This is a genomic window from Spirulina sp. 06S082, assembly GCF_034932145.1.
GTDB lineage: Bacteria > Cyanobacteriota > Cyanobacteriia > Cyanobacteriales > Spirulinaceae > CCY15215.
Map to the genome: position 1 here is coordinate 1 of NZ_JAYGHV010000296.1, position 18,463 is coordinate 18,463.

The 18,463-nt window shown below is 43.6% G+C and carries 19 protein-coding genes; 12 read left to right on the forward strand and 7 right to left on the reverse strand.

Translation table 11 applies throughout. From position 1 onward, the window contains the following. Positions 1-126: 126 nt before the first annotated feature. On the forward strand, positions 127-456 hold the full coding sequence (locus VB714_RS27520) for a transposase family protein (RefSeq protein ID WP_416309734.1): 330 nt from the start codon (positions 127-129) through the stop codon (positions 454-456). A gap of 37 nt (positions 457-493) precedes the next feature. After that, positions 494-1,054, forward strand: coding sequence for an ISAs1 family transposase (locus tag VB714_RS18610; RefSeq protein ID WP_323226157.1), 561 nt, complete (start codon positions 494-496; stop codon positions 1,052-1,054). A gap of 87 nt (positions 1,055-1,141) precedes the next feature. Here VB714_RS18610 and VB714_RS18615 read toward each other — a convergent pair whose 3' ends face one another. Next, a complete protein-coding gene (locus tag VB714_RS18615; protein ID WP_323226158.1) occupies positions 1,142-1,327 on the reverse strand; it encodes a hypothetical protein in 186 nt (61 codons plus the stop codon). Between the two features lie 2 nt (positions 1,328-1,329). Next, a complete protein-coding gene (gene lipA / locus VB714_RS18620; protein ID WP_323226159.1) occupies positions 1,330-2,247 on the reverse strand; it encodes a lipoyl synthase in 918 nt (305 codons plus the stop codon). Positions 2,248-2,432: 185 nt separating this feature from the next. On the opposite strand from lipA, the gene VB714_RS18625 reads away from it, so the two are divergent. The 4 genes from VB714_RS18625 to VB714_RS18640 all read left to right on the forward strand — a co-directional run bounded on the left by VB714_RS18625 (position 2,433) and on the right by VB714_RS18640 (position 5,383). Further along, positions 2,433-3,014, forward strand: coding sequence for a response regulator (locus VB714_RS18625; RefSeq protein ID WP_348539920.1), 582 nt, complete (start codon positions 2,433-2,435; stop codon positions 3,012-3,014). Positions 3,015-3,137: 123 nt separating this feature from the next. After that, on the forward strand, positions 3,138-3,551 hold the full coding sequence (locus VB714_RS18630) for a hypothetical protein (protein ID WP_323226160.1): 414 nt from the start codon (positions 3,138-3,140) through the stop codon (positions 3,549-3,551). A 62-nt stretch (positions 3,552-3,613) separates the two neighbouring features. Then, entirely contained in the window at positions 3,614-4,159 is a 546-nt protein-coding gene (locus VB714_RS18635; protein ID WP_416309735.1) for an RNA 2'-phosphotransferase, read from the forward strand. A 21-nt stretch (positions 4,160-4,180) separates the two neighbouring features. Beyond that, positions 4,181-5,383: an AAA family ATPase gene (locus VB714_RS18640; RefSeq protein ID WP_416309736.1), complete on the forward strand. Its 1,203-nt coding sequence runs from the start codon at positions 4,181-4,183 to the stop codon at positions 5,381-5,383. Positions 5,384-5,422: 39 nt separating this feature from the next. Here the strand turns inward: VB714_RS18640 and VB714_RS18645 are convergent, their stop codons facing one another. The 4 genes from VB714_RS18645 to VB714_RS18660 all read right to left on the reverse strand — a co-directional run bounded on the left by VB714_RS18645 (position 5,423) and on the right by VB714_RS18660 (position 10,130). Continuing rightward, on the reverse strand, positions 5,423-6,112 hold the full coding sequence (locus VB714_RS18645) for a DNRLRE domain-containing protein (RefSeq protein WP_323226163.1): 690 nt from the start codon (positions 6,110-6,112) through the stop codon (positions 5,423-5,425). 98 nt (positions 6,113-6,210) lie between these two features. Then, positions 6,211-6,636, reverse strand: coding sequence for a mannan-binding lectin (locus VB714_RS18650; protein WP_323226164.1), 426 nt, complete (start codon positions 6,634-6,636; stop codon positions 6,211-6,213). 149 nt (positions 6,637-6,785) lie between these two features. Then, positions 6,786-9,308, reverse strand: coding sequence for a multicopper oxidase family protein (locus tag VB714_RS18655; RefSeq protein ID WP_323226165.1), 2,523 nt, complete (start codon positions 9,306-9,308; stop codon positions 6,786-6,788). Between the two features lie 477 nt (positions 9,309-9,785). After that, positions 9,786-10,130, reverse strand: a complete 345-nt coding sequence (locus tag VB714_RS18660) for a hypothetical protein (protein ID WP_323226166.1) — start codon at positions 10,128-10,130, stop codon at positions 9,786-9,788. Between the two features lie 278 nt (positions 10,131-10,408). Here VB714_RS18660 and VB714_RS18665 point away from each other — a divergent pair, with 278 nt between their 5' ends. The 5 genes from VB714_RS18665 (at position 10,409) to VB714_RS18685 (ending at position 15,200) form a co-directional block, all read left to right on the forward strand. Then, entirely contained in the window at positions 10,409-11,230 is an 822-nt protein-coding gene (locus VB714_RS18665) for a class I SAM-dependent methyltransferase (protein ID WP_323226167.1), read from the forward strand. A 22-nt stretch (positions 11,231-11,252) separates the two neighbouring features. Continuing rightward, complete coding sequence (locus tag VB714_RS18670) at positions 11,253-12,089, forward strand: hypothetical protein (protein ID WP_323226168.1); 837 nt, start codon at positions 11,253-11,255, stop codon at positions 12,087-12,089. A 45-nt stretch (positions 12,090-12,134) separates the two neighbouring features. Further along, entirely contained in the window at positions 12,135-12,977 is an 843-nt protein-coding gene (locus tag VB714_RS18675) for a hypothetical protein (RefSeq protein ID WP_323226170.1), read from the forward strand. A gap of 7 nt (positions 12,978-12,984) precedes the next feature. Continuing rightward, positions 12,985-14,889, forward strand: a complete 1,905-nt coding sequence (modB, locus tag VB714_RS18680) for a molybdate ABC transporter permease subunit (protein WP_323226171.1) — start codon at positions 12,985-12,987, stop codon at positions 14,887-14,889. A gap of 107 nt (positions 14,890-14,996) precedes the next feature. Further along, positions 14,997-15,200, forward strand: a complete 204-nt coding sequence (locus VB714_RS18685; protein WP_323226172.1) for an ectoine synthase — start codon at positions 14,997-14,999, stop codon at positions 15,198-15,200. 61 nt (positions 15,201-15,261) lie between these two features. Here VB714_RS18685 and VB714_RS18690 read toward each other — a convergent pair whose 3' ends face one another. Then, positions 15,262-15,780: a DEAD/DEAH box helicase gene (locus VB714_RS18690; protein ID WP_323226173.1), complete on the reverse strand. Its 519-nt coding sequence runs from the start codon at positions 15,778-15,780 to the stop codon at positions 15,262-15,264. A gap of 290 nt (positions 15,781-16,070) precedes the next feature. On the opposite strand from VB714_RS18690, the gene VB714_RS18695 reads away from it, so the two are divergent. Continuing rightward, positions 16,071-18,269 carry a hypothetical protein gene (locus VB714_RS18695; RefSeq protein WP_323226174.1) on the forward strand — a complete coding sequence of 733 codons (2,199 nt, stop codon included), beginning with the start codon at positions 16,071-16,073 and terminating at the stop codon, positions 18,267-18,269. Positions 18,270-18,463 lie beyond the last annotated feature (194 nt).

Here is an 18,463-nt window from a genome sequence, read left to right on the forward strand (position 1 = left end):
CCAACCCTCTAAATCCCCCAAGTGTGGGCGACTTTGACTCCGGTTCCCCCCAGATTTGGGCAGGGTTGTTTCACTCTCGCCAGAGAAAAATTAAGATGGAAGAAAGTGAGTGGAAGAGCTGGAAAAATGACGTTAGTAGAATTACTCAAAAATGTACCCGAAAATCGCAGTGCAAGAGGAAAAATTCACGAACAATGGTTTGTGCTGATGCTAATGATAATGGGAGCAATGTGTGGCTACTGGGGTTATCGCCCACTCGAAGAGTTTAGCCGAACATATGCCCAACAAGTGTGTGAACAACTGGGGATAAGTCAACCCGAGCGCTTGCCCTCCTACTCAACCTTTCGACGAGTGATAATGAGCATAGACTTTAACCAATTTGCCGAAGTGTTCAATCAATGGAAAATAAAGCCATCAGCGAACAGCAGGTGTTGCAACAGATACTGGCAGTCTTAGACCTAAATGGAGCCGTATTAACCGCCGATGCTCTACATTGTCAAAAAAAACAGTCCGACAACTGCGTCAACAAGGCGCTCATTACTTCCTCTGTGTCAAAAGGAATCACAAAAATTTTTACCAATGGTTAGAAACTACTGCTTTGACTCATCAACCCATTGATGTGCATCAGACAGACGAATGCAGCCACGCTCGCCAATACCATCGTCGTCTTTCGGTTTATGACTCTCTTGGTGATTGGCACTCAGATTGGCCGGGCTTACAATGTTGGGTTAAAGTTGAGCGTTGGGGTATTCGCCATGGTAAACCTTTTGCTCAAACTCACTACTACATCTCCGATTTATCTTTGAGTGCGGCTGAGTTTTTAGAACATGGACGAGAGCATTGGAGCATTGAGAATCGGTTGCACTGGCCTAAAGATGTTCTTTTGCATGAAGATTCTTCTCGCCAACTTAGCAACAGCAATGCTCCCGCTAACTGGTCAACTGTACGCAGTTTCTTTATTACTATTGCTCGTCGTTTGGGCTTTGATTCCATTGCTACTGCCATGCGTCATCTTGCTAATCAAGTTCAGCAGATTTTTCTCTCCCTACAATGAAACAGCCCTGCCTTTTTAAGGGGGATTTAGGGGGATCGAAACGTATCCTATTTTTAACTAGCAACTCGGGTTATCAAATATCAATCATTATGAGGAATTACGATCGCGCCACAATAATAAACTCCCTAAAACAATGGGGGGAACTAAGATCGCGATCGCCGCATTGAGAGAAGTCGGCGCGATCGCCAAATAAGGAGCAACATATTTAATCAATGCTGAAATTATCCCCGAAAGCAGAATAATTTTCAGAATAAAAACAATTTGACTTTGCATTATTAATTCTCAATTCCTGCATGATAAGAACTGCGAACCAAAGGAGCAGAACGCACGTGAGAAAAACCCAAAGAACGAGCTATTTCACCCAAGCGATCGAACTCCTCGGGAGTCCAATATTTGCGGACGGGTAAATGCTCTAAAGAGGGGCGCATATACTGCCCTAAAGTCAGGCGATCGCAGCCCACAGCCCGTAAATCCTGCATCGTTTGCACGATTTCCCCCTCGGTTTCCCCATGCCCTAACATTAAACCCGATTTGGTCGGGATCGTCTCATCAACCTCCTTAACCCACTGCAATACCGCCAAAGAGCGATCGTACTTCGCCCCCCGACGCACGGGGGCTTGTAAGCGCTCCACCGTTTCGATATTGTGGTTATAACAGGCAGGTTTAGCCCTCGCTACTCGCCCCACTCGTTCCCGTTGCGCCTCTTTACCCCCTTTCCCTCCCCAAAAATCCGGCGTGAGAACCTCAATTTGCGTCCCTGGATTGAGTTGGCGAATAGCGGTCATCGTCTTCACAAAAAAGCCCGAACCCCCATCGGGCAGATCGTCCCGCGCCACGGAAGTGAGAACCGCATAACGCAGCCCCAATAAGGCGATCGCCTCCGCCACCTTGCGCGGTTCTTCCGCATCTAAAGGCATGGGCGCACGTCCCTTCTCCACCATACAAAAAGCACAAGCACGAGTGCAAGTCTGTCCCATCAACAAAAATGTCGCCGTTTTCTGAGCATAACATTCCCCTCGGTTGGGACATCGCCCTTCCTCGCAAATGGTGTGGATCTGTCGCTGCTTAATAATTCTTTGTACAGTGGAAATTTCACTGGCCGCCCCCAAGGGACGACGCAGCCAAGGCGGGAGAGCAGTAATTTCCTCTCGCCATTGTTTAATAGTAGCGGGGATTTCAGGGCGATCGGGCATGGCAGTCAAATTCGCGTCTATTTGCCCCCATTGTAGACCGCAAAGGCTTCTCCTCCCCCAAGATTCTCAGAATTAGCACAGAATTACCCCCTTAAATCCCCAGCATCTGCCTCCCACTCTTTTCCCATAGGCTAAACTGAGTTAACATCAGTTTGTCTGCTTATTCGCCTCTCAAGGAGTCAGTTGTGGCCAGTCAAAAGATCCTCGTTATTGATGACAGCCGGGTTATCCGACGCATGGTTAAAGATATGCTTCCTGTGGGTAACGTGGAAGTGATTGAAGCGAAAGATGGTAAGGAAGGATTAGAATTAGTCCGCCAATCTAATCCGACTTTAATTATGCTGGATTTTTTGCTCCCTAAAAAAAGCGGCTGGGAAGTCTATCAAGAAATTCAGAAAGATGCAAAATTGCGCTTTATTCCCTTAATGTTAATGTCAGGGCGCAAGGAAGAGGTAACGGAAAAATTGCCGGAACCATTTCAGTATTTTGCTTTCGTCGAAAAACCTTTTGAAAAAAAACAGTTATCTGAAGCGATTAAAGACGCAATTCAGAAGTCAAGAATCCATAAAAAAGAACAGCCTGTTACTGAAGCGAAACCCGCCGCTACTGTTGCGGCTGCATCTCAAAATGTTGCATCTGGGGCGACGGTTTCTAATGCAGAAATCGAAGATCTGAAACTGCAAATGGCCAAGATGCAAAAGGAAATCAATACCCTCAAACAACAAATGACCAAATTAATTACCTTTATCAAGCAAAAACTGAAATAATCCGTTTATCAGTCACCCGTTACCAGTTAGGGATGAGGGGATCGGAGAAATCCTTCCTTTATCCCTCGTTTTCCCTCTTTTTTCGCGTTATAATAAAACTTTACAATTCTTAAATCTCTTTTTATGTTGCCTCAAGCTCAATCTTTACCTGCAATTAGTAGCGCTATTTTGCTGACGACTTTTTTTGCGATCGCCTTTGGATTCGTGTTTAAAGATATGTTGGAATATCAAGTAGACTTTTGGGCAAAAAATCGTCAAACTCAGGACATAATTAACTATAAGAAGCCTCAAATGCTTGTGGCCTACTTAGGACTAACTTTTTTTCTCACTTTTTTTGTGGGAGAATGTCTTTCAGTTTTTAAAATTGGTTACTTATTCGCCGGTGGAATCGCCTTGTTTGTTGTCTTACCTACGGCTCTTTTAATGTGGGTGCAACTCGGTTCGATGTTAGAGTTACTTTCACGAGGTGGTTCAGAAGCGATTTCTATTGATACTTATTTGGAAGAGAAAGCCATGAAAATAGCAGCGAAAAAATGAAATGCGTTTCTTTGGAGATTGTATTATAATGTAATACGACATTCAAGAACAGAAAGATCGTGCTGAGTGAATCTCGTCTGCGAAAAATCAGTAAATATTTAAGTTATCATCTGCGACATCATCCTGATGAACTGGGTTTGGAACTGGAAACGGGGGGTTGGGTGGACGTGACTCAACTCCTTGCTGCTTGTCGTCAAAATCAATTTGTCATTCAACCCGTCGAGTTAGAAGAAGTGGTCGATCGCAATGACAAAAAACGCTTTTCTTTCAACGAAGATAGACGTAAAATTCGAGCCAATCAAGGACATAGCGTTGAAGTCGATCTAGAATTAATACCCCAAACTCCACCCGAGGTACTTTATCATGGTACGGGACACAAAGCCGTCGCTGCTATTCTCAAGGACGGATTATTAAAAATGTCTCGTCATCACGTACATTTATCCAGCGATCGCACCACAGCCAAAAAAGTAGGTCAGCGTCATGGAAAACCCGTTATTTTTCAAGTGAATACCGTCGCGATGTCTGAAGCAGCTTATGTTTTTTATTGTTCTCAGAATGGTGTTTGGTTAGTCGATCGCGTTCCCGCAGAATACTTAATCAAATTATAAAGCATTGCAGTTTTAATGAATATGAATTCAGGATATTGGCAAGACGAGAATAATCAGAATAATCAACAGCAAAGCCAGGGATTATTGGGGTCAGGATGGCGACCTTTAGAACGCAATTTTGATCTTAATTTTTTCTTTTATTTAGTTCAAAACGATCCTTGGGAAGTTGCTCAAAAATCCTTAGATTGTGCCAGCGATCTTGCCGATGCTGTTGGACGGAATAACTATGCGTGGTGGGCAAATATACTCAACTTATTTTCCGAAAAAACCCACAGTCAATTTAATGAATTCTGGGAATATATTACTCCTGCACCTCCTTTTCCCGATAATCGTCACGGAGAAGTTTTAAGCGTAGAAACTCCCGTGGTGCAAATGGTGAATCGTCATAGTATTCCCATCGATTATGCCCTCAATCGCCTGCAAGAAATCACCCTATTTAAAATCTTAGATTTATTAGGTCAACCGAATACGATTCTGCAATATTATTTAGAGCGTTACTTTTACTATCCTGTCGAACGCTTTGTTAATTGGGAACGATTGGAAGTTTTAGGCACAATTTACGTTTACTGGGAAAAATATCAAGTTTGGTTAGAGATTTATTCCTACGAAAGAGGACGACGGACTTATGTATTAATGGCTAAAGATATTACACCCTTGGTAAATAAAGCAACCTATAATTTAGCAGTTGTTCTCAGTGGCTATCAGAGTCGAGTCGGACAAGTGCAAAGCGAATATTCAATTCGTTCCTTTCCCAAAGATATTCAAGACTTTACCGACACCGTACAACAGCAAATTCTAACCTGCGATCGCCTAGCGGTTTTAGCCCAAGGAGAACCGGGAACGGGAAAAACCGTCTGGACTCAAGCCGTAGCCAAGGAAATTTTAGTCCCGTTGGGTTATACTGTTTTTATTCTCGATCATGACGCGATCGAAAATTTTGTCCCGCCGAGTTATTTAGAAAGAATTTGCTTGATTGTCAATGAAGCTGATAATCTGGCGCAAGATCGGGGTAGTCTTCCCGCTCAAAATAGTAATAAAACCGAGCATATTTTAAGTTTATTAGATGGGACATTATATCGCAGTGTCGTGGATGAATCTCGCCCCCAAAACCAACAAAAATTAGTGGTTTTATTAACCTGTAATACAACTAAACGCCTCGATCCGGCGGTATTGCGTAAAGGACGCATCGATTTAATTGGCGAATTTGTCCATAAATTTGTTTAATTAACTCCCTTTTTTGCTTTCAGATCCAAAAAAATACATTCAAAGATGATAACTTATCGTAAGTTGCGGAAGAGCCAAAGCATCTCCCGTTTCCCGACTCGCGAATCCTTTCACCGATCGCGCTGTAGTTTCATCTCCCAACAGTAGCCAGCCGAAATTCTCCTCGGGAGAGTCCAGCCACCGTTGCACATCTGCTAACATTTCTGGGGATTCCCACCGATAACTCCCCCCATCTCCTACCCTTTGCACTGCACTGACGCGATCGCAAAAATCTCCGCCCAAATTAGACCACAACGACCCATCATAAAACCGATGCACCCAAGTCGCATCCCCCTCGGTAGCCCGATCGCCTTGTCCTCCGCGATGATAGGATTCTCCCTCACCCCAATCTTTTAAAACTCGGTGTAGTTCGATGGGATAATCTCCTTGTGGCGATCGCATTACTGTTAACGTTAAAGAAGCGGCAGTGATTTGAGCATTTGAGGGAAGGCGATCGCTCAGATCGAAGGCCAGTAAACCCCGTCTCAGACTCTCTTTCGGTTGATTGGTACGACCGACAAAAAACATTTCCCCCTGACCATTGCTGATATCTCCCGTTACACTCTCAATCAGAGTATTATCCTGACTCGGGGAAAAAATTTGGCTTTCTTGTGCCGATACTGGGGCGATCGAGGTGGCGGTTAAAAATGCAATTAAAACGGCGATCGCAAGATATTTTACGGCTTTCACGGTGTTTTCTCCTGAAGGGGTGCATCTCTAGGATAATCAAAATAGAAAACAGCGAGGCGTTTTGTCTCGCTGTCTGAATTGAATCTGGAAACAGTTCTTTATATTGCACAAAAACAGGAGGTGATAAAGTTCGCACCGGGTGAGATATTAACTCTTTGTGTTACCCCAGTCCACTCTCCATTAGCAACCTCACAAGCAACAGGACATTGTACTTGGATGTCGAAGTTCAAACCAATAGAAACGAAACCCGGTACCGGGGGAAGTCCACAGACATTTTCACAACCACAAACAGACATTTCATTCCAGACTGTAGTTGTCCAGTTACCATTCCAATTTCCCCCCACAGTGCCACAAACAACAGGGCATTTTAAGTCTGCATCACTATTATCCCAAATCGGACCGGCTTGGATGTCTGTTGCAAAAGCATTAGCAGCAAAGGCAAAGACAGCCACAAACACAAACAGACCATAAAACACCGATCGCATTACAGCAGCAATCATTTTCTTGACAGCATCTTTATTCATTATCTCAACCTCAAATTTTAATCTTTTGGACAAACTTTAATAGAGAAAAGGGAAAGCGCGATCGCATCTGCAAAACTGCAAAGATTTTCGGACTTGAAGATGCGATCGCATAAACTATTCACCCCTTCAAACTCGCAATCCTCTCTGCATTACGCAGGGACTTCGCAAGTCTTGGGAGGAATTTCCGATTGAGGAGGATACATGGGGATATTGTTACTATCAACCATTAAAGATCCATCCGCATTTAAAGGATTAAAGGCTTGAGGATATGAAGGAGGATAGTATCGTTCCTCATCGGCTGATATTATTATGGTTGCTTGGTCGGGAGACAGGGATTCAGTCACGGGTTCACAAGGGTTGTAATTGTAACCCTCATACTGAGGAGCTTCATTTTTCCTCACGTAAACATTCTGCATCATGCCGAGGTCTTCGTGAATGAGAATATGACAGTGGAAAACATACTCACCCCAAAAATCCCAGAAGCGACTTTTGATTTTAACGTGACCCGGTGTAACCTGAACCTTACCATTCTCATCAAGGATAGGATCGCCATTGGCATCGACAACAGAAAAAGCGGGAGGAATGCCAATGGTATCCCACCAACGACCTACCCCTTGTGGATTAAAGCCATCGCCTTCCGTAAGACTTGTATTGACATTTTTATCAAAGTTGGGGTCGTAGCGCTCTTCAAGTAAGAAGGGATTAACATGAATGTGGAAAGGATGGATCAAATTGCTGTAGTTGAAAATAATCCACTCTTCACAGGTATAGAGCTTGACAACCTGTACCGTTTCTTCAACTGGAGTATGTTCTGTGTAAGTATACGTGGGGAAGGTGGCGATATCGTAGTCACCAACCGTTGGTACCGCGTCAAGGTCTGCGGGTTGAGTATAGACAGTATCCTCTCCATCCATCCCAGCATACGCTGTGTCATTAATGCGAAACTCTCGGGGAATGGGATACGCATCTTTGTACTTTGTCGGTTTAGGTGGATTGCCAGTATTAGGTTCTCCTTGCACATTGACGCTATTACAACCGCCAGACGATTGGCCTGCCTGACTGGTAATATTGAAGACCAACGGCCGACAGTATTTACTCCCATCGGGATTTTTGAGCAGTTGAGTATCGGGGATAGGTTGGATATAGTTGGGAAAACTGCCTGGAATCGTGGTGGGAATTGATTTTGGGTTTGAAATCTGTCCTTCCACTTCGATCCAAGCAAGAACTTGAGGTGCAGGTTGAGCGCCCCCACCTCCTCTGATATTTCCCTGCGCCGGTAGTTGTTCTTTGGCAACAAGATATGTTCCAGCAGTACTAAGGTGAATCAAAAAGTCGGCTCGGTTTGCTGCTGCCATATCCCACTGCGACCAAGGTTCGGGAGCATCTCCATAGAAACTAATCCCATCGATCGCAATTAAATGCAGCCAATCATCTTGGCTCGCCGGAACTTCCACATTTTGTTCCGCATCAGGAGTAAGATCGATCTCCAAACTCGGATCGATAACGTGCCATAGTTTAACGCGAATAAAACCGGCGGGTGTTGCTGTTCCATTGATAAAACGCCAACGGTGCAGTTCTCCAACCTGCATTTCTAATGTGGGTTGCACCACGCCATTGACGGTGAATGTGTTGGTACTTGGACGGCCGCCTCGGAAACCGCAAGTATAAATTTCTTCATCTAGAGGACGGTTTTGGGTGGTTGTATTGGTTACATCTGGAGGATAGGGATATGCTGGATCGGGAACTGAAACTGCTTTCTCTACCGAACCGAGTAATTCTTGGATCAGCCAGACTACATCTCGGTCAACATGGATTTTAGCATTGCCTTCCTCTTCGATAATGAAGGCACCTGCCATACCATCTACAATATGGAGGGCTGTGGAACCGTGGGTGTGAGCGTGAAACCAGTGGGTACCGGGAGCATGAAATGTCGGTAACTGTACGCAATAATTATGCTCGGTACCAGGCTCCAACTCAAAGAGCATATCATCGGAGGAAAGAACGGCTCTGGTGGTTTCAGTGCCACAAACGGGATTGTTCTCCGCATCAAGGCTAATCGGCGAAACGTGAAAGCCGTGAAAATGCAGGTTAGCTGTGGAGAATTGTCTCGGGCGATCGAGAACCCCTGGAGCGCCAGTATAAGCAGAAGGAGGGATGGGGGGAATACTACCACCACTTTCTGCCATCATATTGTGGAAGGTAAGATTGAGGGAATTTAATCCGGGGTCGCTGGGTTTGAAACGAAAAACTGGTCCCGGTACGGCATAATTGGTTTTTCCTCCAAAGGGGCCTTGAAGACCGTAAGCTCTGGTTGGAAATGGATTGGGGATTGGGCTAGGGGAGAGGGAGCTTTTAATTTCAACTTCTGCGTTACCCACAAATAAATTGCTCAGATTATCGCGACTGCCAATACAGCCATTGGTAAGCTCTTGGAAAGGAACGGGATTGGTGGGTATTGAGACGGTGTCGAGGTTTGCTGCTCTTTTCTTAAATTGCCTCAGTTGAAATTTTGCTCCTTTTTTCTCTCCGGCAGCGATCGCCGAGTGGGGTAAGGTTAAAGCGGCGATCGCGCCAACTCCGGTACTCAAAAATAAGCGTCGGGTCAGACCCGATGGGGCGTTTTCTTGCTCCTGTGGGTCTGAATATTTTGGTGATTCTTCATTTTGTGTCATTCGCTGTTCTCCTTTGGGATTTAAGGCGATCGCGATCGGATTTTCTCCGCGATTTTCTCCGATCGCCGCGATCGCCTATAGGTTCTCTTGACTCAATAAGGCAGTAAATTTATTTAAGGTTTGTGTTTGAATTTCTCACACGATCGCATCAACTCTCAAAAACTTATCCCTAGTACGGAGAATAAGAGATAATTATCTTAGAACTTAGGTGGATCTGACACTGATTCTAAGTTCTTTTCTCTTTCCCAGTACGACAGACTGTCAATAATGTTATAAATATTTACAGAGGGAGTCTATAAAACTATAAAGTAGGATTTTCGTTATTCTTTCGGAGCGGCACTTTGATATTTGCAATAAAAAAACAATGCCCGACTGCATTTAATGCAGTAAGACATTGCCGGAACAACAAAAAATTTAAGATTTTTCTTCCTGTTGTTCTTCTCGTTTATTAACTTGAGGGAATAAAAAATTAGTCAATTATCCCTTGCGAGCTTCTACACGGATTTGATTCGCTTCATCCATTAAATTCGCGATGTTTCTTCTCCAATCTCCGCCAGTTTCCTTGTTTTTTAAGCCAAGACGGCTGGATATCCACTCTATAATCAATTCACGTTCTTCTGCTTCGTCCCCTACATCCATTTGCATAAAGCGAAGGAAATAGGGAATGTCATAGGAAACATAGTGTCCCCAGACATCATAAGGGGCAACCGTCCAATCGATTTGCCAAACTTGTCGTAAGAGTTGGAGAAAAATTTTCTCCTCGGGGGCAGACTTGCCGGCGATCGCAGTCTGTAAAGCTGCATCTAGTTTTTCTTTATTCACAATAAAACTCCGTGAGAGGATTTTATAATAATGCCTGTTATCCTTGAGTTAGGATTGTGCTGAATTTTATCACATCTTTAAAAGGACAAAAACAAAATTAAGTATTACATTTGTTTAAGTACCTGCCGATCGCGTATTATCATATAAAGTTTCTGGTAAACTCGTCTTTTTAGCAATCTAACTCAACCAGAAATAAAGAATGTCTTTTGTTTTTAGATTCCTTAACTTAATGCAGAATGTTTAAAGACTGCTTAAGGAGAGATTCATCATGCAGGAAAATGCAGCAATTAGAAACAACAAACTCTCATCCTGCCTCTTTTGACCGTCAGGCGATCGCCTACGATCGCCGGGTTGGTTTGTCCGAGGAAACTTGCCGTCTCATTGCCGAGACGGTACTCGATCGCGCAGCCGTCAAACCGGGGGATCTGGTAGTAGAAGTAGGAGCAGGCACCGGACAAATTGGGCAATGGTTCGGGCGATCTCAACCTGATATTCACTATCTTGGCTTTGACCTATCCGAGGCAATGCTGGCACAATTTCGCCAATATTTAAAGGAGGGAGAGGATAACTCAAGGTTGCTGCAAGGGGATGGAAATCAACCCTGGCCAGTCCCTGATGATTCAACGCGGCTCATTTTTGGCTCGCGATCGCTGCACCTATTAGACTGCGATCGCGTTGTTGCAGAAAGTTTGCGAATTGCCCATCCCGACGGTGCAACCCTATTTATGGGCAGCATTGAGCGTCAAGAGGACAGCGTTAAAGCCCGCATGAGAAAGCAAATGCGTCACCTGCTGAAGCAAAAGGGTTTTCAAGGGCGGCAAAAAAATCGGCATCAACTCGGGGAATTATTTCACCAGCGCGGTTTCGAGGCGATCGAGGCGATCGCCGTATGCCAATGGACTGTCACTCATACCCCCAGACAATCCCTAGAATCATGGCAAGGCAAAGAAGGAATAGCTGGCATCGATCCCCCAACTGCCAGCAAACAAGAGATTTTAGGAGAACTGCAAACATGGGCAGAGTCAACCTTTGGGAGTCTCGATGTCCCCATCGAATCCGAAGAAATTTACCTGTTGCAAGGCATACAGATTAACCGTTAACAATCACCTCAACCTTAAAAGAATGCAAAACACCGTTCTCGACCAAAACAACGAACTGCTATCGGGACTGAGTAAATCTTTAATATCGGGTTCCCTAAGCGATCGCAATATCCTAGCCGAAACCGACAAATACCCCACCATCTCCATTTTGCCCGATGCTTTTGTCGTCAAAATTGGCGGTCAAAGTTTCATCGATCGCGGACGTTCAGCAGTTTTTCCCCTGATCGAAGAGATCGGCGAAAACCTCGACACCCATAAAATGATCATCGGTACCGGAGGCGGTACAAGGGCGCGTCACGGCTATAGCGTTGGTTTAGACCTAGGCTTGCCCACAGGAGTTTTAAGCGTGCTGGGTACTTTTGTTAGTATGCAAAACGCCCGCATGATCCACTACTTACTCGCCAAACACGGCATCCCTTTTATCGAACCCGTGCAGTTTCCCCAACTTCCCCTCTATCTTGCCGAACGAGGAGCCGCCGTCTTCTTTGGGATGCCCCCCTATACCTTCTGGCATGAAAACCCGGCGATCGGTCGCATTCCCCCCCATCGAACCGATACAGGTTCCTACCTCATCAGTGAAGTTTTTGGCACCAAAGACATGATTTTCATTAAAGATGAAGAAGGTTTACACACCGCCGATCCCAAAAAAGATCGGAATGCTAAATTGATCTCTAAAATCTCCGTCGCCGAACTCAAAGCCCTCGATTTACAAGATGTAATCGTCGAACGTCCGGTACTTGACATGATGGAAAATGCCAAAAATCGCCGTTCTATTCGTATCATTAACGGTTTAGTTAAAGGCAATCTCACCCGCGCCCTAAACGGAGAAGATGTCGGCACCCTCATCTATGCAGATTAAACCCGCAAATAAAGCCCAGAAAATAAACTCCAGAGCATTAAAAACATGACCTACACCCCTGTTAACGAAGACAAACGCAACCATCTCGAATCCATGTTGATGCGAGAAAGCCTGTTAGATCGAGGCGTGCAGAAATCCACAGAAGATAAAGCCCTCGAAGTTCCTGTGGTGCGGATGTTGCCCCATGTCCATGCGGTAAAAATTGGCGGGCGATCGATCTTAGATGCCGGGCGATCGGTCACTTATCCCGTCGTAGATGCCTTAGCAAACATCCTCAAAGAGAAAAAACTGATCCTCGGCACCGGAGGTGGGGCGAGGAGTCGCCACGTCTTCTCCATTGGTATCGATCTGGGAATGCCGGCAGGAGTATTGGCGCAACTCTCCGCAGCAGATGCTTTAGGGACTGCTCACATTCTCGGTGCATTGCTGGCTCCTCATGGCGTAGTTGCCATTCCGCCAGAAATTTTCGGACATCTTCTCCCCATGTTTATTCATAGCGTACCAGGGGTTATCTGCACGGGAGTTCCTCCTTACTCCCTTTGGGAACATCCTCCCGAACTGGGACGCATTCCTACCCACGGTAGCGATGCGGGTTGTTTCTTGCTCACTGAGTGCTTTGGCTGCAAGAGCCTCACTTTAGTTAAAGATGTAGATGGAATCTACGATCGCGATCCAAAAACCCATAGCAATGCCACTTTTATCCCCGAAATTTCCGTCGCTGAGTTAAAAGAGCGGCAACTCCCCACTTTACCGTTTGAACCCGTTCTAATCGATTTACTGGCCAATGCACGCTTAATCGATCGCTTCCAAATTGTGAACGGAACGAAACCAGAACTCTTGGAAGCTGCCTTAAATGGCGATCGCGTGGGAACAATTGTTTCTAAATAGGTAACAAATGGAATTCGATCTCTTTCCCCTTTGGATATCGCTAAAAACTGCTTTGGTTGCGACTATTTTCGCCTTTGTTGCGGGAATTTCCGCCGCCGGCTGGATGTTTGGCTATAAGGGGAAAGAGAGAGGATTTATTGATGGTATTTTTACTCTCCCTCTTGTCCTGCCGCCAACTGTAGTGGGTTTTTTGTTACTACTTTTGTTGGGTCGCAATAGTCCTGTCGGTATTTTATTACAAAAACTAGGAATTGTCTTAATCTTCTCTTGGCCAGCAACCGTTATCGCCGCTTCTGTGGTTGCTTTTCCCTTAATGTATAAAACAGTTTTGGGTGCATTTAAACAAGTCGATCGCCATTTAATCGACTGCGCCCGAACATTAGGGGCTTCAGAACAGCGCATCTTTTGGCAAATCTTGCTTCCTCTGGCTTGGCCGGGAGTTGTCGGCGGCACAATTCTCTCTTTTGCAAGAGCCTTGGGGGAATTTGGTGCAACCTTGATGCTGGCGGGGAGTATTCCAGGAAAAACCCAAACCATACCGATCGCCATTTTTTTGGCCGCAGAAGCGGGGAAAATGGACAAAGCGTTAATCTGGACAATTGTGATGATTGCCATTGCTCTTTTGGCGATCGCCGCCATTAATTATGGGTCTGACTCCCCTAATCTAGCTCAAAGTCGTCTCACTAATCAAGTCTCTTTCCTCATTGGTCGTTGGTCATCAATTGTAGGTCGTTGGTTTAATTTTTCTCGCCCCTATTTGATGGTAGGCAAAAGCAATGCGATCGCCGAGGAAAAAATCAGAGAAACTCCTTCAGAATTAAATCTCAATCTCTATAAAAAATTAGCTGGGTTTGCTCTTAATACCCAAGTCACGACCAATGGTAAACCATTAGGAATTTTAGGGGCTTCTGGGTCAGGGAAAAGTATGACCTTACGCTGTATTGCTGGACTAGAAACCCCCACAGAAGGGCGTATTGTTTTAAATGGGCGGGTTTTATTTGACTCCAAAAAAAAGATTAATCTCCCCAGTCGATCCCGGCGCATTGGCTTTGTTTTTCAGAATTATGCTCTTTTTCCACACATGAGAGTCGCCCGCAATATTGGCTTTGGTTTGCAAGATTTACCGAAAGAAAAACGCCAACAACGGGTGCAAAAATATCTAGAATTGATGAACTTACAAGGTTTAGAACGGCGCTATCCTCGGGAACTTTCCGGAGGACAACAGCAGAGAGTGGCTTTAGCTCGAGCTTTGGCCACTGCCCCAGAAGCTCTCTTATTAGATGAACCTCTCTCAGCATTAGACACTTATCTTCGTACTCACATCGAACGGCTTTTAATTGAGGTGTTTTCTACCTATCAAGGAGTCACTTTATTCGTTACCCACAAACTGGAAGAAGCCTATCGAGTCTGCGATCGCCTTTTAATCCTACACGAAGGTCGGGTTATCGCTTCGGGGCGCAAGGAAGACATTTTCGAGCATCCCGCAACCTTAACTGTAGCAAAATTGACAGAATGCAAAAACTTCTCTCGAGTGCGGGCGATCGATCCCCAACGGGTTGAGGCATTAGACTGGGGTTGTTCTCTCCATATCGTCGAACCTATCCCCCCATCCTTAGATTATATCGGCATTCGCGCCCATCATCTCACTTTTATCCACCCCTCAGAATTACAAGACTCAGAGAGAAAGAATGTCTTTCCCTGTTGGTTGGTCAGCAAAAGCGAAACCCAACACCAAATGACCCTTTATTTGCGCTTAAACTCCCCTCCTGAAAAGGCGATCGCCTATCATCTCCAAGGTGAAGTTTTTAAGGAAAAATGGCAAGAATTAAAAGATAGAGCTTTCCCTTGGTATGTTTACTTAGAACCCCTGCGCCTTATTTTGATGACTCGAGAATCACCAATACAAAAATGAAACGCAACAGAGAAGGCGATCGCAGAAGTTTTGCGATCGCCTTTGTTATTGCACGCATTGTGCTATTCTAGTATGAGTTCTAAGCTAGAAGAGGTCGATAAAATAAGATGCGATCGCGCTACCAAAATACACTTTCATCTACCTTTGGGGTCGTGTATCCTATTGAAGTTGGTTCTCTCTATGCTCTTGACAAACATGATAAACATTATCTTAGGGCAAAAACCAATATGCGCTTGATTTGTATGTTTACACCTCCTTTGCAGGGAAATGAAGCCCACAATTTAGATGGAGAAAAGAGTTCTAATTACTGATTTTCCAGAAAGCGCACTCTCCGATCGCCTTGCTATTTAATCAAATCTGTAGGGCGATCGCTCAATTTAGCTTAGAGATGGAATTTCGGTAGTCCGTCAGCATTGCTAGTTGGGGACGGACGGCTTCGGGAATGCCTTCGAGTAAAGCGGTTAGTTTTACTCCTTGGTCTGAGGTCAGTGCTTTTAAGCCGTAAAAAGAAAGGGCGGTATGCTGATGTTGGAGAATGCCTTCAAGGATGGGGACATAAGCGCTTAAAGATTTGCCACTTGCCGTGTCGGTACTGAGAATGACATCTTTGCCCTCGCGAATGGCATTGAGTGTTTCGATTTGATGGGAGTAAAGTTGTTGGATTCCTTGTTTTTTGAGGGCTTTTCTGAGGGGTTTGGGAAGAGTGGTGGGAATGGACTCGAGCCGAGGTTTTTGTGCGGCAATGGTTTTGCTCCACAGGAGTTCGTCTCCAAGGAATTCAATGATATTGGCAGCATCGGGGCGATCGTGTTCGGGTAAATTTTCGGGGTGAGGAGAGTGGGAACGGCCTAAAATGTTTTGTAGGAGGCTACTATAGTTCGGTGGCTGCATGGCTGTTTGCGATCGGGTTGATTTGCCATACCTCACCGTTAGGTGAAAAAAATAAACTAGGACTTGTGTAGAGAGGGGGATGAAAAAAACCGCTCTCTTTAAGATAGAAATCGCAAAACCGAAAAAATCCTGAAGAAACAAAACATGAAAATAATTCTGATGTTAGACTGAGATAGAAAATTTAGAACTACTCACTTTTGATTGGCGTAGTCTATAGTTTCGAGTTCTTTAGATTTTCATAACAAACTTAAGACCAACTTAAAACGAATATTCTTTAAGGGGAAATTTAGATGAGTAGGGCAACTCAAATCTCAAATATTATAGAAAAGCGCAAACCTCAAGCAGAAAATTCCAGTCTGGCACTTGAAAAACTAGATTCTCTTTTTTCTATCGTAAAAGAGTTAGAAGTTTGTCGTGATAGAACTTGTCAAAGAATTGAAGATATTTTTATTAGAGAAAAACTAAAAGAACTACATTTTGAAAAAATATATGAAAAGATTCGAGACGTTGAGTATATAATTCAACGACTTTACAAAAGATTTTCTCGCAAAACACTAACTATTGCTTTTGTTGGTAGAGCGGGACAAGGAAAAAGTAGATTTATCCAATCACTTACTGGTTTGACAAAAGCAGAAGTCCCTGATGGCGGTATTGAAAATTGCACAGGGGTTAAATGTACTATTAGTCATGTTCCTGAAACTGAAACCTATGGAGAAGTTTACTTTCACAACCGAGATTCATTTCTTGAACAGAATATTCTTCCCTACTATGAGTTTCTAGGTCTAGAAAATAAGCCAAATAGTCTTCAGGATTTTATTGATAGTCCATTACCCGAAATGAAGACTTCTGGCTCCGAAGTGGAAGCATATTATGGTCATTTACAGAAATGCCATCAGAACTACACAAACTATCAAGAATTTTTACAGGAAGTATCTCCAAGAAGAATTGCTAGAGGAGATATTCGTCAATTTGTAGCGCAAACTGATGAAAATAATCAGAGAAATCTTTTTAGCTACCTTACTGTGAAAGAAGTGAATGTCTTTTGTACTTTTCCCCAAGACGATGTTGGACAAATTCAACTTATCGATCTTCCGGGTCTAGGGGATACTGTACTAGGTGATAAAGAGAGAATTAGACAGAGCCTCGGACAAGATGTTGATTTTGCCCTTTTTATCTATATGCCTCAAGGAAGAATTCTGCAAGAAGGAGATTACAAGTTGTACGATATAGCCAATGATGCTTTGACTGAGTTACCAATCGCTAAATGGTCATTTATGATTTTAAATCAGGTGGTATCTTCTCAAGCAGAAGGTATTGCAACAAATTTAAGTTTGTGTAATACAACTAAAAAGAGGATTGAAGATGAACAACGAATCAAAGTTCGGGCATGTTTAATTGCAGATTGTGCTAACAAAGAAGTAGCTGGCGGTGTTTTAGATGAAGTTCTCAAAGAATTAGATGAAAATCTCCGTAATCTTGACAATGAGTATGCGTCAGTCGGCAATATTGAAATCAAGAACTTACAGGCAGATTTGAATCAATTTATTAATAAAGCTAAACAAGCATTTTCAGTTGCGCCCACATTAGATGAAACCAGAAATTTTCGTCGATTATTTGAATCGTTTACACGCGATATTACTAAAGAACTTCGCACACTTCTAAGACAAATTGAACCAATGAATTTAGATGTCTTGGAAAATGATAAAGATGCAGATTTTTTCAGAGCTACTCTTAATCAACTCCTAGTAAAATGTAATGAAAATACTGGGATTCCAACAAAAGAAGATGTTTTAAACAGAGAAATGGATATTGGAACGGGTGCATTTCCTGCTATTTTTGCCTCTTATTTAGATGAAATACGAACTCATATCAGGAGTCACTTTAGCTCTGTTGATAATGGATTAAAAGAATATGTAGATAGTGTCAAACAAAAAGTAGCTGAATGTTTTACAGAAAAAACCGAACTGGGAAATTTAACACCATTGAGAGGTACAGAGTTTCTCAAATTTATGGCAGAGGAAATTCCAGCTAGTGAACAATCATTAAAAGGGGCTTTTTCTAGGCTTTACTCCTTTGAAATGTCTTATCGAACTAATTTTCAGTATAGAATCCTTAAGGCTCTCGAGGATCTTCATCCTAATAGAAGTGCAAAGTTACTTTCAACTAGAAATGACAAAACTGATCTGCAAATTGCTGAATCGATCTGTAACATTCTTCAAGCTCTTCACCAATCTGCTATTTGCAATATTGAGGAAGCATTGGAGAAGTTTCAAGGTGAACCGAGTCTTGCGGTTTATGCGGCTGTAGACGAATTTGTAGATGAAATTGTGCGATCTAGAAAAGCCCGAGATCGATGGTATGATTTTTTGAGAGAAAGAAGTTCTCAAATCTGGTCGGATGAATTCGGACAAAAAGTAAAAGAGGAAAGAAAAGAATGGATACAGTTAATTGATAAAGCTATTAATGCTAACAGATTTGACTTTATTTAGCCCTCACCTTTCTATCACTTAATTGCTTTTTTCGATCACGATAACTTAGGAGATTTTGTTAATGTTTAAAAGCCAAAACACCGAAAATCAATTAAAAATTGCTATGCTCGGCCCGTCAGGTGTTGGGAAAACTGCCCTATTAACGGTAATGAGCAAAGAATTAGGAGAAGCCGCTAATAGAGCAGACTTAAAAC

Excerpts from the sequence above, each read along its gene's own strand:
- VB714_RS27520 (WP_416309734.1), top strand. The coding sequence starts at position 127 with ATGACGTTAGTAGAATTACTCAAAAATGTACCCGAAAATCGCAGTGCA.
- VB714_RS18615 (WP_323226158.1), bottom strand. The coding sequence starts at position 1,327 with ATGCAAAGTCAAATTGTTTTTATTCTGAAAATTATTCTGCTTTCGGGG.
- lipA (WP_323226159.1), bottom strand. The coding sequence starts at position 2,247 with ATGCCCGATCGCCCTGAAATCCCCGCTACTATTAAACAATGGCGAGAG.
- VB714_RS18630 (WP_323226160.1), top strand. The coding sequence starts at position 3,138 with ATGTTGCCTCAAGCTCAATCTTTACCTGCAATTAGTAGCGCTATTTTG.
- VB714_RS18640 (WP_416309736.1), top strand. The coding sequence starts at position 4,181 with ATGAATTCAGGATATTGGCAAGACGAGAATAATCAGAATAATCAACAG.
- VB714_RS18650 (WP_323226164.1), bottom strand. The coding sequence starts at position 6,636 with ATGAATAAAGATGCTGTCAAGAAAATGATTGCTGCTGTAATGCGATCG.
- VB714_RS18655 (WP_323226165.1), bottom strand. The coding sequence starts at position 9,308 with ATGACACAAAATGAAGAATCACCAAAATATTCAGACCCACAGGAGCAA.
- VB714_RS18665 (WP_323226167.1), top strand. The coding sequence starts at position 10,409 with ATGCAGCAATTAGAAACAACAAACTCTCATCCTGCCTCTTTTGACCGT.
- VB714_RS18670 (WP_323226168.1), top strand. The coding sequence starts at position 11,253 with ATGCAAAACACCGTTCTCGACCAAAACAACGAACTGCTATCGGGACTG.
- VB714_RS18675 (WP_323226170.1), top strand. The coding sequence starts at position 12,135 with ATGACCTACACCCCTGTTAACGAAGACAAACGCAACCATCTCGAATCC.
- modB (WP_323226171.1), top strand. The coding sequence starts at position 12,985 with ATGGAATTCGATCTCTTTCCCCTTTGGATATCGCTAAAAACTGCTTTG.
- VB714_RS18685 (WP_323226172.1), top strand. The coding sequence starts at position 14,997 with ATGCGATCGCGCTACCAAAATACACTTTCATCTACCTTTGGGGTCGTG.
- VB714_RS18690 (WP_323226173.1), bottom strand. The coding sequence starts at position 15,780 with ATGCAGCCACCGAACTATAGTAGCCTCCTACAAAACATTTTAGGCCGT.
- VB714_RS18695 (WP_323226174.1), top strand. The coding sequence starts at position 16,071 with ATGAGTAGGGCAACTCAAATCTCAAATATTATAGAAAAGCGCAAACCT.